General features: G+C 69.2%; 15 protein-coding genes. 10 read left to right on the top strand and 5 right to left on the bottom strand.

Features of this window, described 5'->3' with window-relative positions:
- Positions 1–5: 5 nt before the first annotated feature.
- Positions 6–1,193, bottom strand: coding sequence for a class I SAM-dependent methyltransferase (locus DEU35_RS03675; protein WP_116238651.1), 1,188 nt, complete (start codon positions 1,191–1,193; stop codon positions 6–8).
- A gap of 132 nt (positions 1,194–1,325) precedes the next feature.
- On the opposite strand from DEU35_RS03675, the gene groES reads away from it, so the two are divergent.
- From groES to DEU35_RS03660, 3 genes are all read left to right on the top strand, one after another.
- Positions 1,326–1,622, top strand: a complete 297-nt coding sequence (gene groES, locus DEU35_RS03670; RefSeq protein ID WP_039394204.1) for a co-chaperone GroES — start codon at positions 1,326–1,328, stop codon at positions 1,620–1,622.
- A 138-nt stretch (positions 1,623–1,760) separates the two neighbouring features.
- Positions 1,761–2,702, top strand: coding sequence for an EamA family transporter RarD (rarD, locus tag DEU35_RS03665; protein WP_174799616.1), 942 nt, complete (start codon positions 1,761–1,763; stop codon positions 2,700–2,702).
- 166 nt (positions 2,703–2,868) lie between these two features.
- Positions 2,869–4,218 carry an ABC transporter substrate-binding protein gene (locus tag DEU35_RS03660; RefSeq protein ID WP_116238650.1) on the top strand — a complete coding sequence of 450 codons (1,350 nt, stop codon included), beginning with the start codon at positions 2,869–2,871 and terminating at the stop codon, positions 4,216–4,218.
- Positions 4,219–4,761: 543 nt separating this feature from the next.
- Here the strand turns inward: DEU35_RS03660 and DEU35_RS03655 are convergent.
- The 4 genes from DEU35_RS03655 to DEU35_RS03640 are packed head-to-tail and all read right to left on the bottom strand — an operon-like array spanning position 4,762 to position 8,776.
- A complete protein-coding gene (locus DEU35_RS03655) occupies positions 4,762–5,484 on the bottom strand; it encodes an ABC transporter ATP-binding protein (RefSeq protein ID WP_056226465.1) in 723 nt (240 codons plus the stop codon).
- The gene (locus DEU35_RS03650; RefSeq protein WP_258873356.1) at positions 5,481–6,431 is read right to left on the bottom strand and encodes an ABC transporter ATP-binding protein; all 951 of its coding nucleotides are present in this window, start codon (positions 6,429–6,431) and stop codon (positions 5,481–5,483) included. The genes DEU35_RS03655 and DEU35_RS03650 overlap by 4 nt, the downstream gene beginning before the upstream one ends.
- 37 nt (positions 6,432–6,468) lie before the next feature.
- Positions 6,469–7,452: a branched-chain amino acid ABC transporter permease gene (locus DEU35_RS03645; protein ID WP_103206710.1), complete on the bottom strand. Its 984-nt coding sequence runs from the start codon at positions 7,450–7,452 to the stop codon at positions 6,469–6,471.
- 7 nt (positions 7,453–7,459) lie between these two features.
- A complete protein-coding gene (locus DEU35_RS03640) occupies positions 7,460–8,776 on the bottom strand; it encodes a branched-chain amino acid ABC transporter permease (protein ID WP_378712785.1) in 1,317 nt (438 codons plus the stop codon).
- Positions 8,777–9,095: 319 nt separating this feature from the next.
- On the opposite strand from DEU35_RS03640, the gene guaB reads away from it, so the two are divergent.
- The 7 genes from guaB (at position 9,096) to DEU35_RS03605 (ending at position 18,388) form a co-directional block, all read left to right on the top strand.
- Positions 9,096–10,598: an IMP dehydrogenase gene (gene guaB / locus DEU35_RS03635; protein WP_116238648.1), complete on the top strand. Its 1,503-nt coding sequence runs from the start codon at positions 9,096–9,098 to the stop codon at positions 10,596–10,598.
- A gap of 214 nt (positions 10,599–10,812) precedes the next feature.
- Positions 10,813–12,501 carry an ABC-F family ATP-binding cassette domain-containing protein gene (locus tag DEU35_RS03630; protein WP_103206707.1) on the top strand — a complete coding sequence of 563 codons (1,689 nt, stop codon included), beginning with the start codon at positions 10,813–10,815 and terminating at the stop codon, positions 12,499–12,501.
- Between the two features lie 113 nt (positions 12,502–12,614).
- The gene (locus DEU35_RS03625) at positions 12,615–13,730 is read left to right on the top strand and encodes a GuaB3 family IMP dehydrogenase-related protein (protein WP_103206706.1); all 1,116 of its coding nucleotides are present in this window, start codon (positions 12,615–12,617) and stop codon (positions 13,728–13,730) included.
- A gap of 13 nt (positions 13,731–13,743) precedes the next feature.
- The gene (locus DEU35_RS03620) at positions 13,744–14,613 is read left to right on the top strand and encodes an SURF1 family protein (RefSeq protein ID WP_116238647.1); all 870 of its coding nucleotides are present in this window, start codon (positions 13,744–13,746) and stop codon (positions 14,611–14,613) included.
- Between the two features lie 10 nt (positions 14,614–14,623).
- Positions 14,624–15,145, top strand: a complete 522-nt coding sequence (locus DEU35_RS03615) for a DUF3817 domain-containing protein (protein ID WP_056226492.1) — start codon at positions 14,624–14,626, stop codon at positions 15,143–15,145.
- The gene (gene guaA, locus DEU35_RS03610) at positions 15,142–16,722 is read left to right on the top strand and encodes a glutamine-hydrolyzing GMP synthase (RefSeq protein WP_103206704.1); all 1,581 of its coding nucleotides are present in this window, start codon (positions 15,142–15,144) and stop codon (positions 16,720–16,722) included. The genes DEU35_RS03615 and guaA overlap by 4 nt, the downstream gene beginning before the upstream one ends.
- A gap of 298 nt (positions 16,723–17,020) precedes the next feature.
- Entirely contained in the window at positions 17,021–18,388 is a 1,368-nt protein-coding gene (locus DEU35_RS03605) for a glycosyltransferase (protein ID WP_116238646.1), read from the top strand.
- The last annotated feature ends 121 nt before the right edge of the window (positions 18,389–18,509 follow it).

Here is an 18,509-nt window from a genome sequence, read left to right as displayed (position 1 = left end):
CGTCGTCAGACGCGATCGGCCAGCAGCGCGAGACGCTTCGACCCCACGCGCGTGAGGAGGAGTGTGGCCGAGGCATCGCCGCGCAGAGAGAGCTTCTTGCGCAGCACCGCCGGGTCGACATCGACCCCGCGCTTCTTGATCTCCAACGTCCCGATCCCTCGTGCGCGCAACGCCTGGGCGAGCTTCTTCGGGTCGGCCGGCAGTTGCTCGCGCACGCGGAACGACGAGACGAACGGGCTCGTCAACGCGGCGTCCGAGGTGAGGTAGGCGATGCCGGGTGCGAGCATGCCGGCATCCAGGGCTCGTCCGACCTCGCCGATGAGACGCGCGCGGATGACGGCGCCGTCGGGCTCGTGGACGAATTCGCCGAGCTCGCGTTCGTCGACATCGGGGCTGTCGGACGGCGCGGTGAGCTCCCAGGCGTCGTTCCCGCGCACGACGAGCGCGGCGCGGCGGATCCCCTCGCGGGCGAGGGAGCCGGCCCAGAGCACGAGCTCGATGGTCGAGCCGTCGGCGCTGATCCACTGCGCCTCGACATCGTCGGGGATCTGCGTGCGGTCGAAGCCCGGCCCGAGCTTCACGCCGCCGGGCGTTGTTCTCAGCAGCTCGAAGACCCACTCGAGCGAGGGCGACCACTCGGCCGAAGACACCTGGCGCGTCTCGGCGTGACCCGCCGTGCGTCGCGCGGGGTCGAGCCACACGGCATCCGTCCCGCTCAGGTCCACGTCCTCGGCGCGGGCGTGCTGCACCGTCGCCGCGTCGCCGAAGGGGGCGAGATTGTAGGCCGCGAGGGCCGCGGTCACCTCGTCGGCGTCGACGGCGTGCACCCGGATGCCGAGACCCGCCATCCCGAGGGCGTCCCCGCCGATTCCGCACCCGAGGTCGGCCACGCTGTCGATCCCCGCGGCGCGGAAGCGGCCGGCGTGACGGGCGGCGATGGACAGGCGGGTCGCCTGCTCGAGCCCCGCGCGAGTGAAGAGCATGCGTTCGGCGAAGGGCCCGAACTTCGCGGTCGCGCGCACCCGCAACCGGGCCTGCCCGACGACGGCCGCGACGAGGTCGGGGGAGTGGCCTGCGGCCCGCAGCCGCGAGACCGAGCGAGCGACCTCGTCCGTCGAGTCGAGGGCGCCCACCTCGTCGAGGAGGCGCAGGCCCTCGGGCGTGAGCAGTGCGGTCAGCTCGCTGGTATCCACCGATTCAGCCTAGGCGGGGGTTCTTGCTGGCACTCGCGTTGCGTGAGTGCCAACGCTTCTCTACACTCGAATTAGCACTCTCCCCGCGTGAGTGCTGACAAGTCTTCTGTAACGAGAAAGAAGAGGTAGACCGTGTCGGTTTCCATCAAGCCGCTCGAGGACCGCATCGTCATCAAGCAGGTCGAGGCTGAGCAGACCACCGCGAGTGGTCTCGTCATCCCCGACACTGCCAAGGAGAAGCCGCAGGAGGGCGAGGTCGTCGCTGTCGGCCCCGGCCGCATCGACGACAACGGCAACCGTGTCCCCCTCGACGTCGCCGTCGGCGACCGCGTGCTCTACAGCAAGTACGGCGGCACCGAGGTCAAGTTCGGCGCCGACGAGTACCTCGTGCTCTCGGCTCGCGACGTCCTGGCGGTCGTCGTCCGCTGATCGAGTGAGATCGTTCGAAGGCCCCGGATGCCACGGCATCCGGGGCCTTCGTCGTCCCCGGTGCGGGCACGCCCGATGTGGCACGAAAAGCGCGATGGTCGGCGTCTCGGGACCCGGGCGGAGCCCTAGGCTGGGTCGGTGACCCGTGCTCCTTCCGCTCTGACCGGCGGGAGCACCCGCGGAGCGGTGTACGCCCTCGGTGCGTACCTGCTCTGGGGCGTCCTGCCCCTGTACTTCCTGCAACTCACGCCCACCGGCCCCTTCGAGGTGGTGGCGTGGCGCATCATCCTCGCGTTCGTGTTCTGCCTGCTTCTGTTGACGGTGCTGCGCATGTGGCGGCCGTTCCTGGCGATCGTGCGGCAGCCACGGCTGATGGGGCTCACCGCGCTGGCGGGCGTGCTCATCTACGTCAACTGGCAGACCTATCTGTACGGGGCCCTGACGAACCACGTCATCGAGACGAGCCTCGGCTACTTCATCAATCCGATCGTGACGGTGCTGCTCGGCGTCATCGTGCTCCGCGAGCGGCTGCGCGTCGTACCGTGGATCGCCATCGGCCTCGCCGTCGTCGCGGTCGCCGTCATCGTCATCGGATACGGGGCATTTCCCTGGATCGCCCTGACGCTGGCCTTCTCGTTCGGTTTCTATGGCCTGGTGAAGAAGCAGATCGGACCGGCGGTGGATGCCGTGAGCGGACTCACCCTCGAATCGCTGTGGCTCCTGCCGGTCGCGGCGATCCAGCTGGTGTTCGTCGCGAGTCTCAGCGGCATCACCCTCGGTACAGCGGGAACGCTGCACACCGTGCTGCTGCTGCTCGCGGGAGCCGTCACCGCCGTGCCTCTGCTGTTGTTCGCCTCGGGGGCGCGGCGCGTGCCGTTGACCGTCATCGGCCTGCTGCAGTTCGTGGCGCCCATCATCCAGTTCGGGATCGGCGTCTGGGTTCTGCACGAGCCCATGACCCTCGAGCGATGGATCGGATTCGCGCTCGTGTGGGTGGCGCTCGCGATTCTCAGCATCGACTCCGTCGTCGCTTCCCGGCGTCATCGCCGGGTCCCCGCGGATGTCGTCGAGCCCGTCTGAGTTCTTTCACTTCGTTTCTCGGCCGCAATTGCCGTAGGAAAGTAACGATTAGGTCGCGTAATCGACCGTTAACACATTGCAACATCGCCGCGACAAGTGCGCCATTAGGTTTGTCACAATCCGAGCGGGTTATCCGCGCGGTTCCACCTCACCAAGGAGCACCCATATGAGTGTCCTCTCCCGTTCGCGTGCGGCGAAGATCATCGGCGGCTTCGCCGTGGTCGGCGTCTCCGCGCTCGTCCTCGCCGGTTGTACCGATACCAGCACTCCGTCCGACTCCGGCAACGCCGCCGGTGGAGGCGACTTCCCGATCGACTGCAACGCCGCCGAACCCGCCTCGTACACGCCCGAGTACTCGTCGACCTCGACCGGCCCCGCCAAAGACCTCACCTACAACATCGGTACGGCTCTGCCCGTCACGGGCAACCTTGCCTTCCTCGGCCCGCCCGAGATCGCCGGCACCGAGCTCGCGGCGGCCGACATCAACGCCGCCAACAAGGGCGTCAACATCAACCTCATCCAGGGCGACTCTGGTGACACCGACAACAAGGCCTACGAGACCGAGATCCCGCGCCTGCTGGGAGCCGGTGCAACGGCGATCGTCGGTGCGGCGTCGTCGGGCACCTCGCTGCAGTTCATCGACCAGGTCATCGCGGCGAACGCCGTGCAGATCTCGCCGGCCAACACCTCGGCCGCCTTCACCGGCTACAACGACAAGGGCCTGTACTGGCGGACTGCTCCCTCGGACGTGCTCCAGGGCGAGGTTCTCGGCAACCTGATCGCCTCCGAGGGCAACGAGACCCTCGGCATGATCGTGCTGAACGACTCGTACGGCACCGGCCTCGCGTGCTTCACCAAGAAGGCGTTCGAGGGCGCGGGCGGCTCCGTCGTGGCCACCAGCCTCTACAACACCGGTGACACGAACTTCTCGGCGCAGATCGAAGACGTCCTGGCCCAGAAGCCCGACGCGATCGCCCTGATCACGTTCGACGAGGTCTCGACGATCATCCCCGACCTGACGGCCAGCTTCGCGAAGGACAAGCTGTTCTTCGTCGACGGCAACCTGAAGAACTTCGGCACGCAGTTCCCGAACGGCACCCTCACCGGCGCCAAGGGCACGTACCCGAGCGTCGACCCCGACTCTACGGCGACCTTCCGCAGCACGCTGGAGTCGTTCTGGAGCGGCAAGGGCAACCCTAAGCTCGAGGACTTCACCTACGCCCCCGAGTCGTACGACTCGGTCGTCCTCCTCGCCCTCGCGGCGCTGAAGGCGGGCTCGGCGGCCGGTCCCGACGTGGCCGCCAACATGCAGGCGGTCTCGGGCGGCAAGGGCGGCGGCACGAAGTGCACCACCTACGCCGCGTGCGCCGACATCATCAACGGCGGCGGCGAAGCGGACTACGACGGCGTCTCGGGCCCGATCACGTTCAACGACGTGGGCGACCCGACGCAGGCCACCATCGGTGTCTTCGAGTACGGCGACGACAACAACTACAGCTGGCTCCGCGCCGGTTGATCGGTTCTCTCTGAAAGGCCCCGGGACCTTGGTCCCGGGGCCTTTTCTCGTGCGCGGGGTGCCTGGCCGCGACAGGAGCCAAGGGATGTGCCCGGCCTATTCGCCACTCGTGGATCACCGTGAACCTCGAACGATGTGCCGGGCGTGGCCACGGCATCCGGGATGCTCTGACACCCCGAACGGCAGGGGCACCTCTCTCGATCTGCGGCGGAGAGGGAGACGGGGGCGGTTCCGTCTGCGCGTAGGCGCGGGGCGGATGCCGGGTGCCCGGGCCGTGCGGTCGACGGGCCGCGGCTCTCGCTGCGGGCCGTGGCGCGTGGGGGAGCGCGACCCATGGCATCCCCTCGGCCCCTGACGCCCGCGCGGGCAGGGCGTCACAGCGGGTCGAGTGTCCAGGACACGCCGCACGCGGGCCCGGGAGCGGCCTGTCGCGGACACTCGACGAGGGTGTGGAGCGATGGGGAGCCGGGCTGGCGCACCTCGGGCGTCACGCAGAAGGCCCGAGCCCCGGAGGGGACTCGGGCCTATCGGCGGGAGCGCGGCTCAGGTGCCGAGCGTTCCCAGGTACAGACCGATCACGGCCGGGTCGTCCATCAGCTCGCGACCGGTACCGGTGTAGGCGTCGCGACCCTGATCGAGCACGTAGCCGCGGTCGCAGATCTGCAGGCAGCGGCGGGCGTTCTGCTCGACCATGATGCAGGTGACGCCGGCCTTGTTGATCTCGGAGACGCGGATGAAGGCCTCGTCCTGACGCACCGGCGAGAGCCCTGCCGACGGTTCGTCGAGCAGCAGCACCTTCGGGTCCATCATGAGCGCGCGGCCCATGGCGACCATCTGGCGCTCGCCACCCGACAGCGATCCCGCCCGCTGCTTCAGGCGCTTGGCGAGGTCGGGGAAGATGCTCGTGACGAAGTCGACGCGCTCGTTGAACCCCTTCGGTCGCTGGTAGAGACCCATCTGCAGGTTTTCGGCGATCGTCAGGCTCGGGAACACGTTGTTCGTCTGGGGGACGAACCCGACGCCCTTCGCGACGAGCTTGTTCGCCCGCAGTCCCGTGATCTCTTCGCCCTGCAGGAGGACGGAGCCCGAGCGCACCTTGACCTGACCGAAGATCGCCTTGAGCATCGTCGACTTGCCGGCGCCGTTGGGGCCGATGATGCCGATCAGCTCGCCGGGGGCGGCGGTGAGGTTGGCGCCGTTGAGGATGTTCACGCCCGGCAGGTAGCCGGCGTGAACGTCGCGGAGCTCGACAACGTTGGCGGTCATCGACCGTCCTCCTTCTCGTGCGACGACTCGTTGTCGATCGCGGCGTCGACCTGCTGAGCGGTCTCGAGCAGCTCGGCGGCAGCGGCAGAGTCGACCGTCCCCTCGTGGCGACCCGTGACGACGCCGAGGTCGACGTCCTGGTGGGCTCCGAGGTAGGCGTCGATCACGGCCTGGTCTTTCATGACGGTGTCGGGCGGTCCCTCGGCGACGATCCTGCCCTCGGCCATGACCACGACCCAGTCGGCGATGTGGCGGACCATGTGCATGTCGTGCTCGACGAAGAGCACGGTCATCCCCAGGTCCTTCAGGTCGAGGATGTGGTCGAGCAGCGACTGCGTCAGCGCCGGGTTGACCCCGGCCATCGGCTCGTCGAGCATGACCAGCGTCGGGTCGCTCATGAGCGCTCGCGCCATCTCGAGGAGCTTGCGCTGACCGCCCGAGAGCGAGGCGGCGAAGTCCGTCTCCTTGGAGTCGAGCTTGAACCGCTTGAGCAGATCGCGCGCCTTCTCGTCGTTGGCGGTCTCCTGCTTGCGCCAGACGAAGGGGAGGATGCTCGAGAGCAGGCTCTCGCCCTTCTGCTTCGTCGCACCGAGCTTCATGTTCTCGAGCACGGTGAGAAGACCCAGCGCCTTGGTGAGCTGGAACGTGCGCACCTGACCCATGCGGGCCGCCTTGAACGCGGGGATGCCGGCGAGGTTGCGCCCGTCGAACGACCACTGGCCGCTGTTGGGCTTGTCGAAGCCGGTGAGGAGGTTGAACAGCGTCGTCTTGCCGGCACCGTTGGGCCCGATCAACGCCGTGATGGCGTTGCGGGGGATCTCGAGGTGCTTCACGTCGACGGCGGTGTTGCCGCCGAAGTCTCGGCGGACGTTGTCGGCGATGATGATCGGATCGACCTTGGCGACGCCGGGGGCGATCTCGCCCTTGTGCAGCCCGGTCGCCTTCACCCGCGGCGCGGAGGCGCTGGGTGCGACCGGCGTGGACTCATCGGACAAAGGTCATCTCCTTCTTGCTGCCCAGGATGCCCTGGGGGCGGAAGATCACGAGCAGCATGAGCGCGACGCCGACGATCACGAAGACGAGCATCTGGGACTGGTCGGCGGTGAGGAACGGCAGCAGTCCGATGGAGGACAGCGCCGGCAGGAGGTTCGACAGGAACGCCCGTACGACCCAGAACAGAACAGCGCCGAGCACCGGGCCGAAGATCGTCGCAGCGCCACCGAGGAGCAGTGCCGTGTAGACGAAGAACGTCTGCGAGGTGACGTACACGTTCGGGTTCACGTTCGTGTCCATCGCCGTGATGATGCCGCCCGCGGCGATGATCACACCACCGATGACGAGTGCTTGCATCTTGAAGGCGAAGACGTTCTTGCCGAGCGCACGCACGGCGTCTTCGTCCTCGCGGATGCCGCGGATGACACGGCCCCAGGGGCTGCGCATGAGCATCCAGACGAGCAGCACCGCAACCGCGACCGCGACCAGACCGAGGAGGATGACGTACCAGCGGTTCGCGTTGTACGTCCACGGGCCGAAGCCGTAGTCGCCCGCGGGCAGCGGGTTGTTCTCGCCTCGCCAGCCCGACTGGAAGTTGAACAGACCGTCGGCCGAGCCCGTGACGCCACGGAAGGTCGAGGTGAGGAACACCAGCCGAAGGATCTCGGCGGCCGCGATCGTGACGATGGCGAGGTAGTCGCCTCGAAGTCGCAGCGTCGGGATGCCCATGATGAGCGCGAACACGACGGCCGCGGCGAAACCGATCAGGGCGGCGAGCGGCCATGCGAGGCCGAACGTCAGGATCGAGATCGCGAAGCCGTAGGCGCCGATGGCCATGAAGCCGGCGACGCCCATGTTGAGAAGACCGGCGAAGCCGAAGTGCATCGACAGGCCGATGGCCGCGAGGGCGTATCCGAACGTGGCCGGCGCGAGGATCTGCGAGGCCGTGTTCGAGAGGATCTGCAGGAAGTCCATGGTTTACCTACCCGATTCGCTCTCGGCGACCGAGGATGCCCTGCGGTCGGAAGAGGAGGATGACGATGAGCACGACGAGGGCGCCCACATACTTCATGTCGGAGGGGATCCACAGCGTGGATACCTCGACGAGGAGCCCGACCACGATCGAGCCGATGAGGGCTCCGAACGCGGTACCGAGCCCGCCGAGCACGACGGCGGCGAACATGAGCAGCAGGATGCCGGAACCCATGTCCCAGCGGATGCCGGGGCGGAAGTAGGCCCACAGGACACCCGCGAGGCCGGCCAGCGCCGACGACAGGATCCAGACCATGCGCACGACGTTGTCGACGTCGATGCCGCTGGCGGCGGCGAGCGAGGGGTTGTCCGACACGGCGCGGGTGGCCCGGCCGAGTCGCGTGCGGGTCAGGAACCAGGCGAAGGCCGCGATGACGACGATCGAGATGCCCATGCTCGTGAGGTCGGTGACGCTGATGCGGATCGACCCGAGGCCCGGGATGATGTCGCTCGAGGCCCCCGGGAGCTGCTGCGTCCCACCGCCGATGAAGATCTGGAAGATGTAGCGCAGCGCCAGCGACAGACCGATCGAGACGATCATGAGCTGGACGATGCCCAGCCCCTTCCGTCGAAGAGGCCTCCAGATGCCGGCATCCATCGCGAGTCCGAAGACTCCCGAGAGGATGACCGCGAGCGGGATCGCGATCCAGATCGACCATCCGGTGCCCGCGCTCAAGAACAGCGCTGCAATGGCACCGAAGGTCACCATTTCACCGTGGGCGAAGTTGGACAGGCCCGTCGTGCCGAACACGAGCGAGAGTCCGATGGCGGCGAGGGCCAGCATGAGGCCGAAGTTCAGCCCGTTCACGGTGCGCGAGAGCAGCTGGTCCATGAAGCCGACCGTCTGTCGTTCCGCGGCGCCGAGGGTGAAGTTGCTCGAGACGGTGCTGGAGCTGCCGAACTGCACCTGCCGCTCGAACTCCTGTCCGTCCGGAACGGTCACGCCCGAGGGCAGCGAGTTCCGGTCGAGGTCCACCGTCCAGGATCCCTCCTTGGTGGGGACCTTGATCGTCGCGCGACCGCGCTCGTCTGTCGTGGCTTCACCCGTGAAGGATCCGTCCGTGGCGGTCACCTTCGCTTGCGCGACGGGCTCGCCTTCGGAGCGCACGTTCACCGTGATCGAGTAGGGAAGATCCTCATCGTTGACGGCTGCCGTCGATGCCGGGGCGAACCCGAGCACCAGGGCGGCAGCGAAGAGTCCTGACAACAGCGTCAGGATCGAGCGTCGACGGCGAGGCATCCGTGGGGATGCTTGCCGAGTGGTCACGAAACCTCCTGGTCGTTCGACGACGTGGACCGTCGCCGCCCGGACACCGTAGTCCGGGTTTATTGCCGCGTTGTTTCCATTGCAGCAGTCGATGCGAGAACGATACCCGGACACGATCAATTCGCTGTGCGTTGCGCATTCCCGGCTAATCCGCGAGTGCGGAATAGGGGTAGTCGCGGTAGCCCGTCGTGGGGTATATCGCGCGGGCGGGGAAGAAAAGACGCCTCTCCGGCGCTTACACTTTCAGGCGGAGCGCCTCGCACGCGCTCCGGCCGACGACGTCCCTTTTCGAGCAGGCGCCGCGCGCGCAGGAGGATTCATGGAGCAGCACGACCCGTTCGGTTTCATCGGACTGACTTACGACGACGTGTTGCTGCTTCCGGGCCACACCGACGTCATCCCGAGCGAGGCCGACACGTCGTCGCGTCTGAGCCGCCGCATCACGGTGGCCACGCCCCTGCTCTCGAGCGCGATGGACACCGTCACCGAGGCCCGCATGGCGATCGCCATCGCGCGTCAGGGCGGCATCGGCATCGTGCACCGCAATCTGTCGATCGACGACCAGGCCGGCATCGTCGACCAGGTCAAGCGCAGCGAGTCGGGCATGGTCTCGAACCCCATCACGACGAACCCGGATGCCACGGTGGCCGAGGTCGACGCGATGTGCGCGCAGTACCGCATCTCGGGTCTGCCCGTGGTCGACCCCGACGGCGTGCTCGTGGGCATCATCACGAACCGCGACATGCGCTTCGTCTCGGGTTTCGAGCGACAGACGACCAAAGTGAAGGACGTCATGACGAAGGACGGCCTGATCACCGGGCACGTCGGCATCCACGCCAACGACGTCATCGCGACCTTCGCGAAGCACCGCGTCGAGAAGCTCCCCCTCGTCGACGACGACGGCAAGCTCGCCGGCCTCATCACGATCAAGGACTTCGACAAGAGCGAGAAGTACCCCCTCGCCACCAAGGACGACCAGGGGCGACTGCGCGTGGGCGCTGCCATCGGTTTCTTCGGTGACGCGTGGCAGCGTGCCGAGGCCCTGCGCGACGCGGGCGTCGACGTCCTCGTCGTCGACACGGCGAACGGGCAGTCGGCCGGGGTCATCGACATCGTGAGCCGTCTCAAGGCAGACTCCTCGTTCGATCACATCGACGTCATCGGTGGCAACGTCGCGACCCGCGAGGGCGCCCAGGCGCTCATCGACGCGGGAGTGGATGCCGTCAAGGTCGGCGTCGGTCCGGGCTCGATCTGCACCACGCGCGTGGTCGCGGGCGTCGGCGTGCCGCAGGTCACCGCGATCTACGAGGCCGCGCAAGCCGCGATCCCCGCGGGGGTGCCCGTGATCGCCGACGGCGGTCTGCAGTACTCGGGCGACATCGCGAAGGCTCTCGTCGCGGGCGCCGACACCGTCATGCTCGGCTCACTCCTCGCCGGTACCGACGAATCGCCGGGCGAGATCGTCTTCCAGGGCGGCAAGCAGTTCAAGCAGTACCGCGGCATGGGCTCGCTCGGTGCGCTGCAGACGCGCGGCAAGAAGACCTCGTACTCGAAGGACCGCTACTTCCAGGCCGACGTGCCCAGCGACGACAAGCTCATCCCCGAGGGCATCGAGGGTCAGGTCCCGTACCGCGGGCCGGTCGCCGCAGTGGCGTACCAGCTCATCGGGGGCCTTCGCCAGTCGATGTTCTACGTCGGTGCACGCACCGTCGAGGAACTCAAGTCCAAGGGCAAGTTCGTCCGCATCACCTCGGCGGGACTCAAGGAGTCGCACCCGCACGACGTGCAGATCGTCGTCGAGGCGCCGAACTACAAGAAGTAAGCGATCCGCACGAACCCGCCGGGCAGGCGACTGCCCGGCCCGTTCGTCGTTCCGTCGCGACGTCGTGGCGCCCCCGGAGCCCGGGTGGTCGCCTGGCACACGGCATCCGGATGCCGATAAGCTGGCCGGCTCGCCAGCTGCGGGCCGACGGGGGACTGCCGCGGGCATCCGTACGTCGCCTCCGCCGCCACGAGCGGCCGACCCGGAACTCGCCATGGGATACCTCGACCTCGCCGCCCTCTCATTCACGCTGCCCGACGGCAGGCCCCTGCTCGACGAGGTGACGTTCCGCGTCGGTGAGGGGGTGACGACCGCTCTGGTCGGGCCGAATGGCGCGGGGAAGACGACGTTGCTGCGCATCATCCGCGGTGACGAGAAGGCGCACGGCGGTGTCGTGTCGATGGGCGGCTCGCTCGGCGTGATGGACCAGTTCGTCGGGCACGGGCGCGACGGAGAGAGCGTCCACGACCTCCTGGTGTCGGTGTCGCCCACCCGCATCCGACGTGCGGCGCTCGAGCTCGAGGCGTCCGAGAACGCCCTCATCGAGCGCGACGACCTCGACACCCAACTGCGGTACGCCTCGGCGCTCGCCGACTACGCCGACGCGGGCGGCTACGAGCACGAGACGGTCTGGGACACCTGCACGACGGCCGCCCTCGGGCTGCCGTACGAGCGGGCGCGGTTCCGCGACCTGTCCACGCTGTCGGGCGGCGAGCAGAAGAGGCTCGCCCTCGAGGCCCTGCTGCGCGGACCCGACGACGTGCTCCTGCTCGATGAGCCCGACAACTACCTCGACGTGCCCGGCAAGCGCTGGCTCGAGGAGCAGCTGCGGGCGACGTCCAAGACCGTGCTGCTCGTCTCGCACGACCGCGAACTGCTCGCCCGCGCCGCCGACCGCATCGTCACCCTCGAGACGGGAGCCGCGGGCAGCACCGCGTGGGTGCACGGCGGGGGATTCGGCACGTACGGAGCCGCGCGAGAGGACCGCATGGCCCGCCTCGAGGAGCTGCGTCGCCGCTGGGACGAGGAACACGAGAAGCTGCGCGCGCTGGTCGCCCGCATGAAGGTGGCCGCGGCCGCTAACGACGGCTTCGCCTCGCGCTACCAGGCGGCGGTGACGCGCCTGTCGAAGTTCGAGCAGGCGGGGCCGCCCGAGGAGCGCCCGCCCGAGCAGGATCTGCAGCTGCGCCTGCGCGGGGCGCGCACGGGCAAACGCGCGGTGGTGGCGGAGCGGCTCGAGCTGTCGGGCCTGATGAAGCCGTTCGACCTCGAGGTGTGGTTCGGTGACCGCGTCGCCGTGCTCGGCTCGAACGGGTCGGGTAAATCCCACTTCCTCCGTCTGCTCGCCGGGGGCGGCACCGACCCCGACGTGCGTCTCGGGCACGTCACCACCGTGGGCGCCGGGCTCGATCGGGTCGCCCACTCCGGTCGCGCCATCCTGGGCGCCCGGGTCGTCCCCGGGTGGTTCGCCCAGACGCATCGGCATCCGGAGTTCGTCGGGAGGACCCTCTTGGACCTGCTTCATCGCGGTGACGACAACCGGGCGGGGATGCCGAGGGATGCCGCGAGCTCGGCGCTCGATCGCTACGGCCTCATCGCGCAGGCCTCGCAGGCGTTCGACACGTTGAGCGGCGGTCAGCAGGCGCGGTTCCAGGTGCTGCTGCTGGAGCTCTCGGGTACGACGCTTCTTCTGCTCGACGAGCCGACGGACAACCTCGACCTCGCCTCGGCCGAGGCGCTGGAGGACGCGCTGTCGCGGTTCGAGGGCACCGTGCTCGCCGTCACGCACGACAGGTGGTTCGCGCGGTCGTTCGACCGGTTCATCGTGTTCGGCTCGGACGGAGAGGTGTACGAGGCGGCGGAGCCCGTGTGGGACGAGAAGCGGGTCGTGCGGGCGCGGTGACGCGCCGGATGGGCGGGACTGTCCTCCGCGGTCGATCCGACGGTGCCGTCGCCCGGCGGTCCGACGCGGCCGACGGCGATGTCGGAGGGCGCGGGTAGTCTGGTCGGGTGACCATGGAGATCGATCTCGGCCGCGCCAAGCGCGCCCGCCGCGCGTACACCTTCGACGACATCGCCGTCGTGCCGTCGCGGCGCACGCGCAACCCCGAAGACGTCTCGACCGCGTGGACGATCGACGCGTTCCCGTTCGAGATCCCGGTGCTCGGTGCGCCCATGGACTCCGTGGTCAGCCCGCGCACGGCGATCGAGCTCGGGCGTCTGGGTGGGCTCGGCGTCCTCGACCTCGAGGGCTTGTGGACGCGGTACGACGACCCCGAGCCGCTGCTGGCCGAGATCGCGACGCTGCCCGAGGCCGACGCCACGCGCCGCATGCAGCAGCTGTACTCCGAGCCGATCAAGCCCGAGCTCGTGCGCGACCGCCTCGCCGAGGTGCGCGCCGCGGGCGTCACCGTCGCCGGTGCCCTCACCCCGCAGCGCACGAACGACCTGTACGAGACCGTCGTCGCCGCCGGCGTCGACCTCTTCGTCATCCGCGGCACCACCGTGTCGGCGGAGCACGTGTCGAAGGTGGCCGAGCCGCTCAATCTGAAGAAGTTCATCTACGACCTCGACGTCCCCGTCATCGTGGGCGGGGCCGCCACCTACACGGCGGCCCTCCACCTCATGCGCACCGGTGCCGCGGGCGTGCTGGTCGGCTTCGGCGGCGGCGCCGCCTCGACGACGCGCGCAACGCTCGGACTCCACGCGCCCATGGCCACGGCCGTGGCCGACGTGGCCGGGGCCCGACGCGACTACCTCGACGAGTCGGGCGGACGCTACGTGCACGTCATCGCCGACGGCGGCGTGGGCACCTCGGGTGACATCGTGAAGGCCCTCGCCATGGGTGCCGACGCCGTCATGCTCGGGGTCGCGCTCGCGCGCGCGACCGATGCGCCGGGTCGCGGTTTCCACTGGGGTCCCGAGGCGCACCACCCCAAGCTGCCGCGCGGTCGTCGCGTCGAGGTCGACCGCGTGGGTCCGCTCGAGCAGGTGCTCTACGGCCCCGCTCCGGTCGCCGACGGTACGGCCAACCTCATCGGCGCCCTCAAGAAGTCGATGGCGACCACCGGATACTCCGACCTCAAGGAGTTCCAGCGCGTCGAGGTCGTCGTCGCCCCCTACGGGCACTGATTCCGAAAGCCCCATGACCTCCACCCCCACGACCGAGCCGGCTCCGCCGCAGCTCTTTCCGCCGACGCTGCGGGAGGTCATGCTGCGACCGCGTTGGATCGCGCTCCTCGCGTTCTCCCTCGTCGTCGCGGGTGTGCTCGCCTGGCTCGGGCAGTGGCAGCTCGGGCGCGCGGTCGACACCTCTCCTCCCGAGCCGGGGCTGACCGAGGTCGTGCAACCTCTCGCCGACGTCGTCAAGCCGGGCGACTACCTGCCGGAACCTCTCGTCGGTCAGCGGGTCGAGACGAGCGGCACGTGGGTGGCATCCGACTTCATCGTCGTGTCGTCGCGCTTCAACAACGACGTGCAGGGCTACTGGGTGACCGGTCAGCTGCGTGTCTCCGGAACGACCACACCGACCTCGATCGCCGTCGCGACCGGGTGGACGAGCAGCCTCGATCAGGCCAACGCCGCCGCCGACGAGCTGCGCGCCCAGGCCGAAGCGGACCCGGCGGCGGTCGTGGACGTGACGGGACGTCTCATCTCCGACGAAGGGGCGTCGATACCGCCGGCCAACGCCGACCCCCTGACGCTCGTGAAGATGTCGCCCGCCATGCTGCTGGGACGGTGGCACGACACGCAGGGCCTCGACGTGTATCGGCAGTACATCGCGTCGCAGACGGCGATCGGCCCGCTCGACGCCATCGCCTCCCCGGCACCTGACGAACGCTCACGGGTCAACTGGCTGAACATCTTCTACGCCGCCGAGTGGGCCATCTTCGCGGGCTTCGCGCTGTACCTCTGGTACCGCCTCGCGCGCGACGCGTGGGAGAAAGAAGTCGAAGATCTCGAGGACGAACAGTCCGAGGCCCTCGCGGCGGGCGCCGCGGAATCCCGCGACTAGACTGGCCTCCATGCCCCGCGCCCCCAAGCTCGCCTCGTTCCCGGCGATCCGCGGAGCCCTGAAGTTCTACCAGATCTGCTCGATCATCACGGGTGTCGGCCTGCTCCTGCTGGTCGCCGAGATGATCCTGAAGTACACGCCCATTCACGTGGAGCTGTTCCTCGGCGGATCCGGTGGCTTCCTGTGGTTCGCGGATGCCGTGCCCGGCCCCGACTGCCAGTGGTTCTCGCTCTTCGTTCCGGGCGGTAACGGGTGTTCGATCCTGTCGACCGGCGACGGCGTGAACATCTCGCTGGCGATCCTGGTGGTCCACGGCTGGTTCTACGTCGTCTACCTCATCTCGTGCTTCCGCGTGTGGAGCCTCATGCGGTGGCCGTTCCGTCGGTTCGTCTTCCTCGCCCTCGGTGGTGTGGTGCCGTTCCTCTCCTTCATCCTCGAGGTGCGCACCGCCCGTCGCGTGCGCGCCTACCTCGCCGAGCGTGAGGCCGCGAAGGCCTCCGCTCCCGTTCCCGCCCCGGAAGGCAACCGGTGACCGAACAGACCGAAACGTCCCAGCGCCCCGTCCTCGTCGTCGACTTCGGCGCCCAGTACGCCCAACTGATCGCGCGCCGCGTGCGCGAGGCCGGGGTGTACAGCGAGATCGTTCCGCACACCGCGTCGGCGCAAGAAATCGCCTCGAAGAACCCCGTCGGCATCATCCTGTCGGGTGGCCCCTCGTCGGTGTACGAAGAGGGAGCGCCCAGCCTCGATTCCGGCGTCTTCGACCTCGACGTCCCGACCCTCGGCATCTGCTACGGCTTCCAGGTCATGGCCAAGGCGCTCGGCGGAGAGGTGGCGAACACCGGCCTCCGCGAGTACGGGGCGACGGATGCCACGGTCGTCACCGAGGGCACGCTGCTCGAGGGCCAGCCCGCCGAGCAGAACGTGTGGATGAGCCACGGCGACCAGGTGTCGCGCGCTCCCGAGGGCTTCGAGGTCCTCGCCCGCACCGCCCACACCCCGGTCGCGGCCTTCGCGAACGACGCCCGCCGCATGTACGGCGTGCAGTGGCACCCCGAGGTCAAGCACTCCGACCACGGCCAGCACGTGCTCGAGAACTTCCTGCACAAGGCCGCGGGCCTCCCCGCCGACTGGAACAGCGGCAACGTCATCGCCGAGCAGGTCGAGCGCATCCGCCAGCAGGTGGGTTCGGGCCGCGTCATCTCGGCGCTGTCGGGCGGCGTCGACTCCGCCGTCTCGACCGCTCTCGTCCACGAGGCCGTCGGCGACCAGTTGATCGCCGTGTTCGTCGACCACGGTCTGCTCCGCCAGGGCGAGCGCGAACAGGTCGAGAACGACTACGTCGCCTCGACGGGCGTCAAGCTCATCACCGTCGACGCGCGCGAGACGTTCCTGAACGCCCTCGCCGGTGTCAGCGACCCCGAGCAGAAGCGCAAGATCATCGGCCGCGAGTTCATCCGCGCGTTCGAGAAGGTGCAGGCCGACCTCGTCGCCGAGGCTGCGGCCGAGGGCGAGCAGGTGCGCTTCCTCGTGCAGGGGACCCTTTACCCCGACGTCGTCGAGTCGGGCGGCGGAGCGGGAACGGCGAACATCAAGAGCCACCACAACGTCGGCGGTCTGCCCGAAGACCTGCAGTTCGAGCTCGTCGAGCCGTTGCGCACCCTCTTCAAAGACGAGGTGCGCGCCATCGGTCGCGAACTCGGCCTGCCCGAAGCCATCGTCGGCCGCCAGCCCTTTCCGGGGCCCGGTCTTGGCATCCGCATCGTGGGCGAGGTCACCGCTGACCGTCTCGAGATCCTGCGTGAGGCCGACGCCATCGCGCGCGCCGAGCTGACCAAGGCGGGCCTCGACAACGAGATCTGGCAGTGCCCCGTCGTGCTGCTCGCCGACGTGCGCTCGGTCGGCGTGCAGGGCGACGGCCGCACCTACGGTCACCCCATCGTGCTGCGCCCCGTCTCGAGCGAAGACGCGATGACCGCCGACTGGACGCGGCTGCCCTACGACGTGCTGTCGAAGATCTCGAACCGCATCACCAACGAGGTGCGCGACGTGAACCGCGTGGTGCTCGACGTGACGTCGAAGCCGCCGGGGACGATCGAGTGGGAGTGAGCGTCTAGCCCGCTCCCGCGCCGACGTCGTCGGCCGGCTCCGGGGCGCTGCCTTCGGGTCGAGAGCGGGGCCCCTACCCCGATCGACCCGAAGACGGTGCCCCTTCGCCGTTCGGCGACGGCGGTGCGCTGTCTGTGGGCGGAGGGGATGCACAGCCGGGCCCCTGCCCCGATCGACTCGGGAGGGCGTGTCACTTGGCCTCGCGTTCGCGGCTGCGCGCGTGCGCCGCCGCTTCCGACGGGGCTGCCGCGCCTCCGGCGTGCCGCGGGGGACGCGGCGGGTGGGGGAGGATGGGGGCGTGACTTCCGGCGACTTCCCCGACGCGTGGTACCTCATCCTGTCGAGCCGGCTGATTCCCGACCTCGACGGCGGGTACACGATCGCCACTCTTGCGCGGGCGCGACAGATGGCCCAGGCCGGCGCGGAACCGCTCCTACTGACTGTCGACCCCGGTGACGCCGACGCCCACTCCGCGCAGCGCGCGATCTTCGTCGATCGTGGGGTGGCCTCGGCATCCGGGATCTTCCGCAACCTCTTCGACGACGCCGTCGACGCCGACGGGGGAGCCGCCGCGTGGCTGCGCGACGCGGCGCACGCGGGCGACGCCGACCCGGCGCTGGAGTACCGCCTCGTGGCCGGGGGAGCGGTCGATCTCCCCGTGGTGATCGACCCCGACTGGCACCTGGCGACGGCGCCGGTCGTGATCCGGGATGCCGCGGGCGGAGCCGTCGGCGTGATCGACGGATTCGGGGCGCTGTACCGCGCGTGGCTGACCCACCTGGCCGATCGCCTCCGCGCCCAGGACGACCGGCCGATCGTCGTCATCTGCGAGTCGCGGCAGCTCGGCGAGCTCATCGCGGGGTGGGGCGACGACGACGTGCGGATCGTGCACGCGGTGCACACGATCCACCTCGAACCGCCGTTCCACGCCGATTCCGACCTCAACCCGCTGTGGACGCGCTGGTTCGAGATCGCACCGCGCTTCGACGCCGTGCTCTGGCCGACTGCCTATCAGCGCGACGACGTGCGCGCGCGCTTCGGCGCCGCCGCGAACGACGTGGTCGCACCGCACGGGGTGGAGGCTCCGGATGCCGTGGTGCCGGCGTCGCAGCGGGAGCGCGGCCTCGTCGTGGTGCTGGGGCGGCTCGCTCCGGGCAAGCGTCTCGATCGCGCGATCGAGGCGTTCGCCCGCGTTCTCGGCGACGTGCCGGACGCACGGCTGGAGCTCTGGGGAGAGGGAGCGCAGCGCGGGCGGCTCGAGGCGCTCGTCGCGGAACTGGGCCTCGAGCACGCCGTCTCGCTTCCGGGCCTCACCGCCGAGCCGGGTGCCGTGCTCGACCGGGCGGCGGTATACCTGACGACCTCCGGCTTCGAGGGGCAGGGGCTCGCGCTCGCCGAAGCGCTCGCGCACGGAACCCCCGCGGTGGCGTGGGACATCCGGTACGGCCCGCGCGACATGCTCGCGTCGGGTGGCGGCATCCTGGTGCCCGATGGTGATGAGGACGCCTTGGTCGACGCGCTGCGCCGGGTGCTCACCGATGACCCTTTGCGGGAGCGTCTCGCGGACGAGGCGCGGGAGGCGGCGGATGCCGTGAGCCCGGCGCGCGCGATGCGCACGCTCGCCGCTGTCGTTCGAGAGGCGCTCGGCCGGCCGCGGAGGCGCTGACGCCGGGCACCCGCGACAGGCGCGCGCGACCTGGCGCACTGCGTTCCCCGCATCGGCCGGAGAGCAGCGGTACGCCGGGCCGCACCCAGTCGGCATTCATGCCCCCGATTCGAACGAGTGA

The sequence above is a fragment of the Microbacterium sp. AG157 genome (assembly GCF_003385695.1).
Lineage (GTDB): Bacteria > Actinomycetota > Actinomycetes > Actinomycetales > Microbacteriaceae > Microbacterium > Microbacterium testaceum.
This window is presented reverse-complemented; position numbering and strand designations above follow the sequence as displayed.

Bases quoted from the DNA above. Each gene is read 5' to 3' on its own strand.
- DEU35_RS03660 (WP_116238650.1), top strand. From the start codon at position 2,869: ATGAGTGTCCTCTCCCGTTCGCGTGCGGCGAAGATCATCGGCGGCTTC.
- DEU35_RS03655 (WP_056226465.1), bottom strand. From the start codon at position 5,484: ATGACCGCCAACGTTGTCGAGCTCCGCGACGTTCACGCCGGCTACCTG.
- DEU35_RS03645 (WP_103206710.1), bottom strand. From the start codon at position 7,452: ATGGACTTCCTGCAGATCCTCTCGAACACGGCCTCGCAGATCCTCGCG.
- guaB (WP_116238648.1), top strand. From the start codon at position 9,096: ATGGAGCAGCACGACCCGTTCGGTTTCATCGGACTGACTTACGACGAC.
- DEU35_RS03630 (WP_103206707.1), top strand. From the start codon at position 10,813: ATGGGATACCTCGACCTCGCCGCCCTCTCATTCACGCTGCCCGACGGC.
- DEU35_RS03625 (WP_103206706.1), top strand. From the start codon at position 12,615: ATGGAGATCGATCTCGGCCGCGCCAAGCGCGCCCGCCGCGCGTACACC.
- DEU35_RS03620 (WP_116238647.1), top strand. From the start codon at position 13,744: ATGACCTCCACCCCCACGACCGAGCCGGCTCCGCCGCAGCTCTTTCCG.
- DEU35_RS03615 (WP_056226492.1), top strand. From the start codon at position 14,624: ATGCCCCGCGCCCCCAAGCTCGCCTCGTTCCCGGCGATCCGCGGAGCC.